Genomic DNA, 12,888 nt, shown 5'->3' with positions numbered 1-12,888 from the left:
CTACGGTTATACTATTTTTGTCGGTAGAATGATTTCCACAGATAGTGCTGCAGAGACGTTTTGGTTTAGTTGTATATTTGCAGTTGCAATCTTAGGGTTAGCAACAGTAATAGTTGGGTGTAATGAAAAAACGCTTAAACATAAGAATAGAGCAAATGAATAATCCTTTTATATTTGATGAACAACGGTAAAAAATTACGAAGTAAAGTAAAAATTATTGGGGGGTATAAGTTGAGAAAAGTAACTGGAGTCTTTATTGTTTTGATACTATTGATAATCACTGGTTGTTCAAACAAAGAAGTTATTAACCACAACTATATTTATAAAGGAGAAAATGAACTTTGGTCTGCTGAATATAGGGTAAATGGAACGGGCACTTTTACTGAAGAGAATGGTAAAACCAAATATGAAAGTAATTCTAATAACATATTAATAGTAACATATAAGAAAGAACTGTCCCAATTATCTTCTTTGAAGCATATGGAAATATCCTACGCAAGTAGTGCAGGAGGTGCAAAAATAACAGAAGACTATACAGATGGTCCGCCAAAAGAAAAAACTTATACAATTAAATCAGGTGGTAATGGAGTAGCAATAGAGAATAAAGACGAAGTGATAAATGTCACCATAAATCTTGATGGAAAGATACAAATAATTGAATTGAAGGATGTAAATTGATTATTATTTAGGTCGAAACATTCTCATATTGTGCCACAAGAGTAAAATGTGACGTTATATAGTAATGTAAATAAAAAGGGGGAGTCAAATGAAGCGATTTATTATTTTTGTAGGAGTGATTTTACTTTTTACTCTTTTCTCCGCTTGTTCATCTCAAACTTCATTACAACTTATAAATTCAAATGTTAGCATTGTCAATGATAAATCTAAACTTGGTTCTATAGTAATAACTGAAGGGGATAAAAAGGGGCAAGAGCTTGTTCCAACAGCATTATACTATGAGTTTACAATTAAAAATGCTGGAAACAAAAACATTGGAAGTATGGAGAAAGGTAAAGACTTACAAATAAAAATTGTACCTAATAACAAGTTAGAGACTACATCCAAGGAAGTAGTTGGCTTCAATATTTTTAATTCATCTTCTTATGTAGGCACAGGCGTAGGATATGGGTATTCTTTTACCTCGATACTTAAAGCAGGTCAAGAAGGAAGGTTCATTCTTAATTATGATTTAGGTGTAAGCGAAAAAGACCCTCAAGTGCCACTTATGGTTCCATCAGCAGAGGAGTTAAAAAAACTTCAAGATGATGCTTTAGATGCTTCTTTAGTAGTAATGTTAGAAGGTACAGAAGTAGCCCGCTTTGCATTAATAAAGAAATGATAATATAGAATGGACTTTATATTCATTTAATCAACATTGCTCATATATGATTAAAGTGAATAAAGAAAATGAAGAAAATTATTTTTTAACAATTGATGACTAAAAGATATTAAAATAATTCTTAACTATAATTATTTGGTTTTGAACAAATACATAACATTCTTATTTTACATACCAAGATTAATCTAATATGAAATAGCATAAGACTTTATAAATTTAAGGGTGGTAAAGATATTGGCAGACTTGTTTTCGGAGAAGTCTATATCTAATAAATACCATGGGGGAGTATGATCTTGAGAGAAAGTGATGAAAGAAAAAATATAACGGATGGCATATCATTTTTTACTGAAGGTGATTTATTTAAGAAAAAAGAAAATAGATTTTTGTTACAGGTTTTTGGATTATCAATTTTATTGTTTGTCATTGTAAGTAGAATTTTACCAAGTGACAGCAATATTTCATATTTCCTATCATTAATATCTTCAGTGTTAATTATTAATGGATATAACAAAGCTAAAAAGGAAGATAGGTAGTAGAAATATTATACAACAGTAGAATATGACGACTAAAGTTTAAATTATTAGTTAATAAAGTTTATTAGTGTGATTAAAATGGATGGGGGAAAAGTTTTATGCTAAGAATTATACTTGGTGTAGTTTATATTATTGGTGCAATTTATGTAGGAATTTACACATTTAATAATAGATGTAATATGCCTTCTTTAGTACGTGGATTAAATGAAGAAAACTACGAAGTTACTGATAAAACAAAGTTTAATAAAATCATGATTATTAAAAATGCATTGGAATGTATTTGGATTTTGTTCTCAGGAGTTTTATGTATAATTTATAATAGTCCATCTGTTGTTGCTTTACCATCTCTCTATTTTATTATAGATATTATTTTTTCTAAAATAGCAAAGAAGTACATTAATATAAAATGAGTTCACTTAATCACCACTATTCTTTAACAAAGTCTTAATTTTCAATTCAACTTTTTAATATTATATATACAAGCTAAAGTTAATACAATAAAGAAAACAATATAGTGAAAAATGGACTCCCTTTGTTTCTCACTTCTAGAATCCTTACATCTAAGATAAATTAAAGTTAAAAACAGAAGGGCTGTTGCACTTAATATAAGCCTAATTACCTCGCATAATAATTTATATTGTTCAATAGTAATCACAAAGGATACACAAAATATAATGAAGTATAAAAAGTAGTATCCTTTTTCATCAAATACATCTTCTTGCAAGTTACGTAGAAACTTATCAATCATGATAGTATGTTCCTTTCACATTTGAAATTAATTATGTGAATATTATAACACATATGGAAAATAAATGGATATATCAACATAAGAGCTCTTAGTTTTTATTAAGGAACATTATGGAAGTATCATGATATACTTATTATAAGTACAGACATTTTACCATTAAGGGGTGGAAGGTATGAAAAGTAAAGAAAAATTCTTTTTTATACTAAGTATACTTTGCCTTATTAGTTTTATTTTAATAGTAAGTCAAAGTATTTATATTCATAACTTTGGTAATGTAGTTATGATAGGTGTTCCTTTATGTCTAATAGGAGCTATTTTTTTATCTATTTCAAAAACCGAAAAATATGGTTGGATAAGCTGGATTTTTTTATTACTAATTATTTCTTCAATTACACTTCTAGCAAATTCTTAAAAATATAATTGCATGTAAACTTTGAATTGTAAAGATTGGAGTATTTGTTACGTTTCAAACGCAAATGCTAATGTCCTTATAATACGTAATATAAATAGAAGAATGCTCTTTTATTTATAAGCATTGCGTTATGACATTAAATAATTTAAGAGGGGGGTATTTAATTTGTCTATTCAGAGATGTAAGAATTGCTCTAATGAATTTAAATGGAAAACTATCATGAAATCAATTTCTGAAGGCTATGGGACTATAGAATGCAATAGTTGTAGAACTAAGCATCATTTATATTTTATTTATCGTTTAATAAATTCTGCTTTAATTATACTTCCTTTATTATTTAAAAAAACTCTTTTTGATTTATTCGACGTATTTTCTATTATTGCTTATTTTGTCTGGTTTCTTATAGTATTATGTATATCACCATTTTATGTAAGATACTATATAAAAAATAGATAAATTGATTTATTTTTAAAATAGAGAGGGAATTACTATGCAAAATGTAGGCATTATAGGAGCCCTTAGTTCTTTAGGTATTATTAAAATAATGCTTTATATGGCAGGTATTATTGTGTTATTTAAAGTAGTACAAGCATTAAATATTTATATTGATAAAAATTCAAGATGACATGATAACATATTGTATAGTTTTTTTATTTGTATCATAACAGTAATAAAGTATGAATTAAATACCGTAGAGATTGGTGGAATGTATGAAAAACTTAATATTTAAGAAGACTTATATAGTGTTTTTTTTAATAACTATTTTTGCTTTTATTTATTTTACTATTAATAAAAATAGTACTCCTTTCGAGCCTATACAAAAGAGGTATACTATGGTCGATGATCATCAGTTGATTTCAACTAAAGAGACAAAAGACGGAGTTATGGTGTATTCAGTAGGTAAAGTAAATAATAATAAAGATAATATTTATTTTGTTGATATGGTAAATAAGTCAATTATAGGATATAAGTGGTTAGGTGGCGGTGGACATATCAATCGTGGATACAGAGAGAATGAAAATTTTATTTTTTCAGCACAGTTGCTAAATGAAGAGCAAAATATAAATCCAATATTATTTGGTATTTTGTTAGATGAAAATATTAAAAAAATAGATGTTAGAACATCAAGGGGATTCTTTGACTCTATTATTTATGATGGGGAAAATAGAAATGAAAATTTTTATGTTATTTCATTTAAAAACAATGTTTCAAATGAAACATATTTTATATTTACAGTTTGGTATAAGAGTGGCAAAAGTTTAGAATTTTCTATTACAGGAGAAGAAGTAAATAAATTTCAAAGAGGTGGAATGCTTTATTTTTATGAAGAAAACATACAGTAATTTATTTGAAATTTTAACAGTAAAACAAATATAATTTTCTGATGATATGTATATCTACTAACTGTATCTATTTCACATTTTCTTAAATTGTTTAAAGAAAGGAGATGTTTTACTTATGAGAACAGTAAAAATCTTAGTAATAGTTTTATTTCCAATGTTTTTACTTTATGTATTAAGCATTCTTATATTTAATACATATCCTATGCTTTTAGGAAGTTTTTGTGGTTCAGCTATATATAGTAAAAGCTTGCTTAAGATAAACTCTTATGCCAAAGTAATAGATAATTTATTGAAAGAAGAGAAGAAAAAATTATTTACCACAGATTTCATAAATTTGCTAATAGTTTTTATTATAACTTTTTTATTTACTTTTTTAATCTATCTGCTATTTAATAACGGTGACTTAGGGTATCCCTTTTGGGCAACATCATTCATTTTTACGCTTATGGCACATTTTAAATTTCCTAAAAGATTTTTTTCTTAAAAAAATATAATCTTAGTGTTTTAAATGTTCTACACACTGGCTAATAATACATCTAGTGTATAGTTTGTCATGTTCTTATTTTACGTACCAAGATTAATTTAATAATACTTTATAAAGCCTTAAAAAGAATTCTTAATACACAATAGTTAACATATGGTGAATTGAATAAAAACAAATAGGGGGAATATAAAATGTTTAAATTGGGAAGTCATTTACTATTTATAACGTTTACTCAATTGATAGTTGCAATATCATTTGCTCAATCATTGCCAGGTGTTGACTCAACTTATGCATTTGAGCACGTACATCCTCTGGTAAAGATTATAATACTAATTGAGTTGATTTTTTCAGGATTTCTTATATATAAAGGTTATTCTAAAATTGATAAAATGGATTAACATGTAGTGGTAGTTATTTATTAAGTAGCGACCACTATTTTATTGAAATAACATTAACTATTGACTTTAATAATGTTAAAGATTATATTTAATATTATTAAAGGAGGTTTTAATATGGCAATAGAAGTAGTTCCTGAATGGATGGCAAATCTTGATGATGAAGATATGTCATTCATTAAAAAATTTATTATGGCATCTGGTTCACTTAAAAAAATTGCAGACCTTTATGACGTTACGTATCCGACAGTACGATTAAGACTTGATAAATTGATACAAAAAATTCAAATCAGTGAGGATACTGCAAATGAGCCATATATTGCACTAATTAAGCGGCTTGCAGTAAATGAAAAGATAGATTTTGATGCAGCAAAAATTTTAATAAACGAGTATAGAAAAACTCAAAAGGAGGGCAAATAGATGCTGAAAACAGCAATTATCATAATCGTTTTGTTACTGTTTCTTGCAGGGAGCATTTGGCTACAAGTATTTCTTTCCAAAGCGAAGAGTAAATGGTTGGGGTTAATTATTCCTTTAATCTGTTTTATATTTTCAATAATTACCATTCTTTCTTTATCAATGTATACGAATACGGGAATTACATCAGTGACTAAAACCGTTGATGGTGTTGTAGTGACTGACAAAATAATTACTTCACAATCAGAGAAACCGAGTATGATTTCAATGCTTGCAACTGCCATGCCTGTTTTTCTTATATCTAATATTCCAACGATTATATTTTTAGCCATATACTTTGCTTGTAGGGAGAAACTGAAATTACGAAATGAATTGGACAAAATGAATGTTCAAGATTTGGAATAGTTTCCCTCTATGAGCATTACCTTTAGTTGTTCTATATAGGTATGTGGTAATATTCCTATAAGACCCGTCAAGGACTTACTTTTAAAAGTAAGTCCTATCTATAGAAAAGTCTTCTACAATCACTCCTTAAACGAAAACTTATATATAGTGCTACCTCCATTATATCCAGTAAAATATAAAAGTCGCTTCCCATCCTTGCTCCATTTTAAACTATTTCCATACCTAGCGTTGCCGTAAACCGTAGTGTCTGCCTCTATTTTATCCTTATTAAAAAGTGCTACGTGCAGCTCAGAAACTCCACTATTATTAGAAATGTCATAGGCAATTTTTTTATTATCTTCTGTTACTTCCATGTTATATATATTTCCTTGCTTTAAATTCTTATAGCTTTTGCCTTTGACGTTATATATAAAAATTCCATCAGTTCCTTGGATGTTGCCAGTAAATATGAAATTTCCATCATTTAGAGGTATAAGATTATATACAGTCCCTTCTATTATATCTTCTGATGTCTCTTTATTTTGCAAGTTGACTTTTAGTATCCTTGATTTTGATTCAGTACTAGAAGGTTTAATTCCCTGGTATATGAAATAAACTGTATTCCCATCTTGTGATGATTTTAAAGTGTACATTTCTTTAGCCTTTGGTGCATTAGTCTGTGTAATACTCTTTATGGCAGCAGAGGCCAAAATATTTACTTCACCAGTATTCAAATCCTTCATAAATAAATCATTATCATTAACACCAATGTACTTATTGTTATTTATAATTAAATTAGCATAAGATCCATCCGTAATAACTTCAGTAGTTTGTTTTGTGTTAACATCATATAAATATGTTTTCCAATTATTTTTTTCTCTTATAAAGTCGGAATATATAATTTTCGTTCCGTCTTCTGATACAGCTAAATGATTAAAACCGTCGCTGCTTTTTTTATAAATTTCAGTGAGTTTGTTATTATCAATATCCAACGAGGATATTTTTTCGTTGTCATTCTTATCTAAGGTTTTAAACATAATAGTATCATTATCTAGTACAGTAACATTAAAAAACATATAATTTGTATCTAGCCTTGATACACTTTCAATACCAAATCCCTCTGTTTTACCATTTGGTTGATCATTATTAAATAGACTTTTTTCTAATACAATAGTTCTATTCTTTCTGCCATTTAAAGTATAAATATAGCTTAGAAAATAGAAGGATAGTATAAAAATCACTAAAATTAAAATAACGTAGTAAATACTATGTGTTTTAAATTTATTTTTCATAACCCTCACCTTTAAATTTAACAATAACTTCTGTACCTTCATTGATATTACTTTTTATACCTATACATCCGTTATGTTTTTCAACTATATTTTTTACTATAGAAAGTCCTAGCCCTGCACTTCCTTTTTCTTTTGATTGCTTTTGGGGAATTCTATAAAAGGGTTGAAATAAGTTATTTAAATGTTCTTTTTCTATTCCAATTCCCTTATCCTTAACCTTTAAATATGTATATTCCTCTTCACTGTAGGCCTCTACATCTACTGTAGAGTTAACATTTCCGTATTTTATAGAATTATCAATTAAGTTAACTAGCACTTCTCTTAATTTATCATTATCACCCTTTATAAAGATATTTTCTTGAACCTTAGGCTGTACTTTTATATTATACTTTCTTCCCTTTATATTCATCTCTTCACAGGTTCTTAAAATAAGCTTTGATAGGTCTATTTTTTCTATGTTATAGTTTATATCCTTTGAAGAAGCTGTGGATAAATCAAGTATTTCAACTACCATATCATTTAGCCTCTTGCTTTCATTGATAATATAAGAAGTTCCTTTATCAAAAAATTCCTTATCAGTAAAGCCATTTTCTTTTATTATTTGAGCATAACCTAATATTGTAGTTAAAGGGGTTTTAAGTTCGTGGGTTGCATTATCAAAAAAAGCTTTATTTTGCTTTTGTGCTTTCTTTAGATTATCTCTATCTCTATTTATTATTGCTATCTGTTCCTTAATTCTATCTACCATTATTTTAAACCTATTTGAAAGTTCACCAATTTCATCTCTAGAATTTATATTTATATTTAAATCAAAATCTCCTCTAGATACCTGTTCTGAGCCTTTAGTGAGCTCTATTATAGGCTTTGCTATTTGCCGGGAAATAATTATAGATGCAATAAACACAATGATAAATATTCCTGCTGCAAAAATATTAATAACATACTTAAATCTATTGCTGTACACATAGAGTTCTGAATAATCCTTGTTGTATCTAATAATCCCAATAGTATTATTGTTTACTTCTACAGGATAAGAAAGACTAACTATTACTTTTTTACCCCTATAGTTTAAGGTATAAGATACCTGACCTTTAATTGCATTTGAAAGGTCATCACTATGTATATTTTCTGGGCTTAAAAAGTTTGAGATCTTTTCCTCATCAGAATTATAAATTTCTACAGTATTTCCAATTTGAAAGCTCAATTCTCTTGATAGGGCATCTGCATCTTCTAAAAGATTAGCTTCATTAAACTCCTTATTATTAATTAAGAAGTGTTGTTTTAAATATAAATCTAAGTTTTTCTTCACTGTTATCATGTCATTTTCTATTATATGAGCAGTGTTTTGCTCCGTTATTTTATAAGAAACAATAAGTAGTGAAGATAATCCTACAAAAATTATTATAGAAAACCAAATTAGTATTTTATTTTGTATTGAATATCTCATAATTTCACCTTTGTTATATAAGCTTATAGCCGATTCCAAAAACTGTTTCTATAAAAGATGTACCTTTATTCTCATCTAGCTTTTTTCTTAACCTTTGAACATGAATATCTACTGTTCTAGTATCCCCTACAAATTCAAAGCCCCATACTTTATCTAAAAGCTCTGACCTTGAAAAAACTCTTCCTTTATTTTCTGCTAAAAATACTAATAAATCATATTCTTTATTAGTAAGTTCAACTCTTGAGTTGTTTTTTAATACTTCTCTTTTTTCTTTATATACATCAATATAATTGGAAACCTTAATTGACTCAAATTCCTCTGTTTCTATTGCTTCAGAGATTAATTCTATTCTTCTAAAAATGGCTTTTATTCTAACAATTACTTCTCTCATATCAAAAGGTTTTGTAATATAATCATCTGCTCCTAGTTCTATTCCAAGGATTTTGTCAATTGTGTCTGACTTTGCAGTGATCATAACAATAGGTATAGTATATTCCTTTGAAACCTTTTTACATATTTCAAAGCCGCTTATGTCCGGCAGCATTAAATCTAGTATCAGCAAATCAGGTTTAAAATCCTGTACTAGTTCTAACCCCTTTTCTCCATTTGAAGCAACTTTGGTTATAAACCCTTCTTTTTTCAGTGAATAGGATAGTAAATCTAATATATAATCTTCATCTTCAATAATAAGTATTTTTTTCTGTTCCATGGCTCGCCTCCCCCTTTATAATAACTTATTTTCTGCAATTAAATAATATCAATCCATAGATTTTACAACTTAGATACAACTGCCATAATCTACGAAACATTTGGATTTTATAATAAATATATAAGGTTATTCTTAGTGTTACAGATATAGGAGGGGATTATGACTAAAGTTTTAAACTGAGATACCTTAAAATTATATAATTTAATTAATAATAAAAGGAGATTGATTTTTATGAAAAAAACATTTATTACAGTTGCTGTTGCAATATCAATTTTAACTACTTCTATAGGTGTTTATGCTGCATCAAACACTAACTCAAATCCAAGTACCAAACCCCAAGTAGAAAGTAAAACTACTGAGTTATCTGAAATAGCAAAGGACCCAACAAATAGTCAAGGACGCATAGAGTATACTAAGGTGGCTACATTAAGAGATGACGGCAGCGAAGGTCTAGTTTTTGAAAGCTGGACTAATCCTAAGACCTTTGACTCAAGAATGGATAATATAATGAAAAGAGATGGAAAAGTAGAAGCTTATAACAGCACATATACAAAGGATAGTGGTAGAACTATAGTTATGCTTCAAAGAGATGAAAATGGTAAAGCAATAAGCGGTGAATTTGAAGCTGTTAACCAAAAGGGAGCTGACTATAATAATTCCTTATTTAATAAGTACAATTCTTTTACAGCTTTGAGAGCAACATATGCATCCTCAGAATGGACTGCTGATGGAACTGTTAAGTCTGAAGATGGAAAAACACTTAACAAGGTTTATAGAACTTATAAATCTATACCAACTAAAAATGCTGGCAAATTATCTAAAGCAGAACTTTTGGCTCAGCCTAAGGTAACTATAAAAGAAGTTGCTTATATTGATGCGGCTACAGGACTTCCAACTAAAATAGAAAAATATGAAGAAGCTAACGGAACTATGGACTTAATAAATACCAATGTATATGAGTTTAAATATGTAACTTCTCCTGAAAATCTATTTGACACAAATGGAGTAAATTTAAAACAACTTCCTGACTTTAATTACGACGAAAACGCACAAGGTTAATAGTTAATGGTGCCACCCACATGGCAAGTGGCAAGTGATATATGGATAAAGCATGAGTTTTATAGCGCTCATGCTTTATATGATATACTGAACCGTACTGCTTCGTTCTGGTACGGTTTTATAATAAATTGTTAGAATCTATCCTTTCAATTAATTTTCGGATATGCAATTCTTAGTACAAGCATATTGACAAGCTCCACAGTCAACACATGCAGATTCATTGATTAATCTTTTTCTATCATCTTCTTGTGTTATACACCCAACAATACATACTCTTTGGCAGGTTCCGCAACCAACGCAATCCGATTTATTAATTCTTCTAGGCATAGCTTTCTCCTTTAATTAAAGTGTTTGTTTACAGGAACTCACTGTAACTTCTAATACTCTTGTTAGGAATGAGTATTTTTCTCTCATCATATTAAAGTGATCTCCATCTTTTAAAAACTTAGCAGTTCCTTCAAGTAAAAATCCAGTTCCCATATAGTTATAGCCCATTACTTCTTTACTACCAATTGTTAATTTAACTTTAGGATTAACATTAACATTTTCTTCTGTCTTAATCATAGCAGCTGCAGGAATTAAAATTTTATTTTCATCCACAATAACTAAATAGCTATTCCATGTATTACACACATGGGCCTCATTGTTTGAGCAAGATACTATTGAAACTACACCTTCGTTTTTTAAGACATCATAAAATTTTTCTGTAAACATTTTATATTCCTCCTCGAATTATAGATAGATATTATCGACGACAACTATTATCTAGAATTATAATATAATGTTTTTTTATTATTGTCAATAAGAATATTTTTAAAAAAAGTATACCTTTGATGCTGTATGATTATCTTGAATGACAGTAAATAATAGGATATTATTAATAAAAGACTATAATATATCAAAGGAGTGCGAAAATGAAATTTTCAGTAGGAGTAGAATATGCAATACATTGCTTATTATATATGGTAAACCTAGAAGAAGGTAAATCTGTGGGAATAAGAGATTTAGCGACATTTCAAGGTATCTCGGAAACTTATTTATCAAAAGTATATGCAAAATTAAGTAAGTCTGGAATTATAAAATCTATTCCAGGCGTAAAAGGTGGTTATGCACTAGCTCGTAGTGCAGAAGAAATAACATTTTGGGATGTTGTTGAAGCAGTAGAAGGAAGTGAACCATTTTTCCAATGTGCAGAAATTAGACAAAACAATATATTATTAGATAAGGATAATTTACCAGATACACATACTAAATGTCCTTGTTTAATAAAAGTCGTAATGTTAGAAGCAGAAGATGAAATGAGAAAATATTTAAGTAATAAGTCATTGGCGTGGCTATATGATGAGGTATATAATAAAAAGCTTCCAAAGGATGTGGAAAAAGCGACAATTGAATGGTTTAATAATACTAAATCAAGGTAAGTTTAAGATTTTAAAGTAATGTTTAATACTAGAAGTACTAGGAACATCAGATACTGAAAAAGAAATTTGGAAGTTAGTTCATAGTAAGAACAAATATGTGTTTTCAAAAACGTCTACCAAGGAGTATTCAGGGGCCAATCTAATAAGCTGCAATACGGTGCCACCCACATGGCAAGTGGCAAGTCATATATGGATAAAGCATGAGTTTTATAGCTCATGCTTATTTTTTAATTCCATTCTTATCAAACATTTTTCTTAACGCTATTTCTGTTAATGGTATTACCAAAAGTAATATTATAAGTTGAACGTAAATCAATGCAACTATAAGCTCGCTATAGTTACTTAAGTTTTGTAAGGTGAGTGCCAAAACAACTGATATTACTCCATTGATAACACCACTTCTAATCCACACTTTTCCTGAATACTTATGTGCAAACTCCCAGGTGTCTCTATTTTTTGTTGACATTTGTGAGCGGTAACCAATTATAGAATTTATTTCTTTAGGTGGTTTTTTGCTTAATAAGAACCCAAATACTATCATAGTTAGAGACATTATTGCTGTAATAATTAAAGAAATATTTAGCATGGTATCTCCTCCCCATATAATGCAAATGATATTCACCCATATAATCTATAAGTTTTTATTACATTATAGTCCTGCTATATATAAATTATAATAGTTAATTCAATAAAGTTCCACAGTCAAATATTCATGTTTTTATCTTTGAAATCAGATATTTTTCAATAAGCATCACTTGTACCTGATACGGAAGCTCTCAGAAATCACCCTTGGTTTTGGTGCAGGAGGTAGATTATAAATTTAATTTATTACATTTATAAGATTTTATATGTTACAATGTATATATAGGTAAGAACTTGAATCTAGTCATAAAGTATACCTACTA

20 protein-coding genes are annotated in these 12,888 nt (G+C 28.4%); 14 read left to right on the top strand and 6 right to left on the bottom strand.

Going from position 1 to position 12,888, the window contains the following annotated elements; translation table 11 throughout:
- The first annotated feature begins 231 nt into the window (after positions 1-231).
- From DP68_RS13475 to DP68_RS13420, 12 genes are all read left to right on the top strand, one after another.
- Entirely contained in the window at positions 232-678 is a 447-nt protein-coding gene (locus DP68_RS13475) for a hypothetical protein (protein ID WP_035310382.1), read from the top strand.
- Positions 679-766: 88 nt separating this feature from the next.
- Positions 767-1,339, top strand: coding sequence for a hypothetical protein (locus tag DP68_RS13470; protein ID WP_035310380.1), 573 nt, complete (start codon positions 767-769; stop codon positions 1,337-1,339).
- Positions 1,340-1,632: 293 nt separating this feature from the next.
- Positions 1,633-1,872: a hypothetical protein gene (locus DP68_RS13465; protein ID WP_035310379.1), complete on the top strand. Its 240-nt coding sequence runs from the start codon at positions 1,633-1,635 to the stop codon at positions 1,870-1,872.
- Between the two features lie 98 nt (positions 1,873-1,970).
- Positions 1,971-2,282, top strand: coding sequence for a hypothetical protein (locus DP68_RS13460; protein WP_035310377.1), 312 nt, complete (start codon positions 1,971-1,973; stop codon positions 2,280-2,282).
- 510 nt (positions 2,283-2,792) lie between these two features.
- Positions 2,793-3,032, top strand: coding sequence for a hypothetical protein (locus DP68_RS13450; protein WP_035310373.1), 240 nt, complete (start codon positions 2,793-2,795; stop codon positions 3,030-3,032).
- A 165-nt stretch (positions 3,033-3,197) separates the two neighbouring features.
- The gene (locus tag DP68_RS19900; RefSeq protein WP_035310371.1) at positions 3,198-3,488 is read left to right on the top strand and encodes a TIGR04104 family putative zinc finger protein; all 291 of its coding nucleotides are present in this window, start codon (positions 3,198-3,200) and stop codon (positions 3,486-3,488) included.
- A 34-nt stretch (positions 3,489-3,522) separates the two neighbouring features.
- Positions 3,523-3,657 carry a hypothetical protein gene (locus DP68_RS19685; protein ID WP_291549239.1) on the top strand — a complete coding sequence of 45 codons (135 nt, stop codon included), beginning with the start codon at positions 3,523-3,525 and terminating at the stop codon, positions 3,655-3,657.
- A gap of 85 nt (positions 3,658-3,742) precedes the next feature.
- Positions 3,743-4,375 carry a hypothetical protein gene (locus DP68_RS13440; protein ID WP_035310369.1) on the top strand — a complete coding sequence of 211 codons (633 nt, stop codon included), beginning with the start codon at positions 3,743-3,745 and terminating at the stop codon, positions 4,373-4,375.
- A 115-nt stretch (positions 4,376-4,490) separates the two neighbouring features.
- Positions 4,491-4,859, top strand: a complete 369-nt coding sequence (locus DP68_RS13435) for a hypothetical protein (RefSeq protein WP_035310367.1) — start codon at positions 4,491-4,493, stop codon at positions 4,857-4,859.
- Between the two features lie 191 nt (positions 4,860-5,050).
- Positions 5,051-5,257: a hypothetical protein gene (locus DP68_RS13430; RefSeq protein WP_035310366.1), complete on the top strand. Its 207-nt coding sequence runs from the start codon at positions 5,051-5,053 to the stop codon at positions 5,255-5,257.
- 114 nt (positions 5,258-5,371) lie between these two features.
- Entirely contained in the window at positions 5,372-5,674 is a 303-nt protein-coding gene (locus tag DP68_RS13425; protein ID WP_035310364.1) for a DUF2089 family protein, read from the top strand.
- Entirely contained in the window at positions 5,675-6,076 is a 402-nt protein-coding gene (locus tag DP68_RS13420; RefSeq protein WP_035310363.1) for a hypothetical protein, read from the top strand.
- 119 nt (positions 6,077-6,195) lie between these two features.
- On the opposite strand, the gene DP68_RS13415 is transcribed toward DP68_RS13420, so the two are convergent.
- From DP68_RS13415 to DP68_RS13405, 3 genes are read right to left on the bottom strand one after another with little or no spacing between them, the layout of a single operon-like run.
- Positions 6,196-7,347, bottom strand: coding sequence for a hypothetical protein (locus tag DP68_RS13415; RefSeq protein WP_035310361.1), 1,152 nt, complete (start codon positions 7,345-7,347; stop codon positions 6,196-6,198).
- A complete protein-coding gene (locus tag DP68_RS13410) occupies positions 7,337-8,794 on the bottom strand; it encodes a HAMP domain-containing sensor histidine kinase (protein ID WP_035310359.1) in 1,458 nt (485 codons plus the stop codon). Before DP68_RS13410 ends, DP68_RS13415 begins: the two co-directional genes overlap by 11 nt.
- Before the next feature lie 13 nt (positions 8,795-8,807).
- Positions 8,808-9,503 (bottom strand): response regulator transcription factor, encoded by a 696-nt coding sequence (locus tag DP68_RS13405; protein WP_035310357.1) that lies wholly within the window; start codon positions 9,501-9,503, stop codon positions 8,808-8,810.
- 231 nt (positions 9,504-9,734) lie between these two features.
- On the opposite strand from DP68_RS13405, the gene DP68_RS13400 reads away from it, so the two are divergent.
- Positions 9,735-10,562 carry a hypothetical protein gene (locus DP68_RS13400; RefSeq protein WP_035310356.1) on the top strand — a complete coding sequence of 276 codons (828 nt, stop codon included), beginning with the start codon at positions 9,735-9,737 and terminating at the stop codon, positions 10,560-10,562.
- A gap of 150 nt (positions 10,563-10,712) precedes the next feature.
- Here the strand turns inward: DP68_RS13400 and DP68_RS13395 are convergent, their stop codons facing one another.
- Both DP68_RS13395 and DP68_RS13390 read right to left on the bottom strand, forming a co-directional pair.
- Positions 10,713-10,889 (bottom strand): 4Fe-4S binding protein, encoded by a 177-nt coding sequence (locus tag DP68_RS13395; protein WP_035310354.1) that lies wholly within the window; start codon positions 10,887-10,889, stop codon positions 10,713-10,715.
- Positions 10,890-10,904: 15 nt separating this feature from the next.
- Positions 10,905-11,276 (bottom strand): pyridoxamine 5'-phosphate oxidase family protein, encoded by a 372-nt coding sequence (locus DP68_RS13390; RefSeq protein ID WP_035310352.1) that lies wholly within the window; start codon positions 11,274-11,276, stop codon positions 10,905-10,907.
- A 200-nt stretch (positions 11,277-11,476) separates the two neighbouring features.
- On the opposite strand from DP68_RS13390, the gene DP68_RS13385 reads away from it, so the two are divergent.
- The gene (locus tag DP68_RS13385; protein WP_035310350.1) at positions 11,477-11,983 is read left to right on the top strand and encodes an Rrf2 family transcriptional regulator; all 507 of its coding nucleotides are present in this window, start codon (positions 11,477-11,479) and stop codon (positions 11,981-11,983) included.
- A gap of 220 nt (positions 11,984-12,203) precedes the next feature.
- On the opposite strand, the gene DP68_RS13380 is transcribed toward DP68_RS13385, so the two are convergent.
- Complete coding sequence (locus DP68_RS13380; RefSeq protein ID WP_035310349.1) at positions 12,204-12,569, bottom strand: SdpI family protein; 366 nt, start codon at positions 12,567-12,569, stop codon at positions 12,204-12,206.
- Between the last annotated feature and the right edge of the window lie 319 nt (positions 12,570-12,888).

The organism is Clostridium sp. HMP27, assembly GCF_000765165.1.
In the GTDB taxonomy this organism is placed as follows: domain Bacteria; phylum Bacillota; class Clostridia; order Clostridiales; family Clostridiaceae; genus Clostridium_AK.
The sequence above is the reverse complement of the archived record's forward strand: the minus strand, read 5'-3'. Positions and strand labels throughout refer to the sequence as shown.

Bases quoted from the DNA above. Each gene is read 5' to 3' on its own strand.
- DP68_RS13430 (WP_035310366.1), top strand. From the start codon at position 5,051: ATGTTTAAATTGGGAAGTCATTTACTATTTATAACGTTTACTCAATTG.
- DP68_RS13405 (WP_035310357.1), bottom strand. From the start codon at position 9,503: ATGGAACAGAAAAAAATACTTATTATTGAAGATGAAGATTATATATTA.
- DP68_RS13440 (WP_035310369.1), top strand. From the start codon at position 3,743: ATGAAAAACTTAATATTTAAGAAGACTTATATAGTGTTTTTTTTAATA.
- DP68_RS13435 (WP_035310367.1), top strand. From the start codon at position 4,491: ATGAGAACAGTAAAAATCTTAGTAATAGTTTTATTTCCAATGTTTTTA.
- DP68_RS13425 (WP_035310364.1), top strand. From the start codon at position 5,372: ATGGCAATAGAAGTAGTTCCTGAATGGATGGCAAATCTTGATGATGAA.
- DP68_RS13410 (WP_035310359.1), bottom strand. From the start codon at position 8,794: ATGAGATATTCAATACAAAATAAAATACTAATTTGGTTTTCTATAATA.
- DP68_RS13450 (WP_035310373.1), top strand. From the start codon at position 2,793: ATGAAAAGTAAAGAAAAATTCTTTTTTATACTAAGTATACTTTGCCTT.
- DP68_RS13420 (WP_035310363.1), top strand. From the start codon at position 5,675: ATGCTGAAAACAGCAATTATCATAATCGTTTTGTTACTGTTTCTTGCA.
- DP68_RS19685 (WP_291549239.1), top strand. From the start codon at position 3,523: ATGCAAAATGTAGGCATTATAGGAGCCCTTAGTTCTTTAGGTATTATT.
- DP68_RS13390 (WP_035310352.1), bottom strand. From the start codon at position 11,276: ATGTTTACAGAAAAATTTTATGATGTCTTAAAAAACGAAGGTGTAGTT.
- DP68_RS13385 (WP_035310350.1), top strand. From the start codon at position 11,477: ATGAAATTTTCAGTAGGAGTAGAATATGCAATACATTGCTTATTATAT.
- DP68_RS13380 (WP_035310349.1), bottom strand. From the start codon at position 12,569: ATGCTAAATATTTCTTTAATTATTACAGCAATAATGTCTCTAACTATG.
- DP68_RS13415 (WP_035310361.1), bottom strand. From the start codon at position 7,347: ATGAAAAATAAATTTAAAACACATAGTATTTACTACGTTATTTTAATT.
- DP68_RS13460 (WP_035310377.1), top strand. From the start codon at position 1,971: ATGCTAAGAATTATACTTGGTGTAGTTTATATTATTGGTGCAATTTAT.
- DP68_RS13470 (WP_035310380.1), top strand. From the start codon at position 767: ATGAAGCGATTTATTATTTTTGTAGGAGTGATTTTACTTTTTACTCTT.
- DP68_RS13395 (WP_035310354.1), bottom strand. From the start codon at position 10,889: ATGCCTAGAAGAATTAATAAATCGGATTGCGTTGGTTGCGGAACCTGC.
- DP68_RS13400 (WP_035310356.1), top strand. From the start codon at position 9,735: ATGAAAAAAACATTTATTACAGTTGCTGTTGCAATATCAATTTTAACT.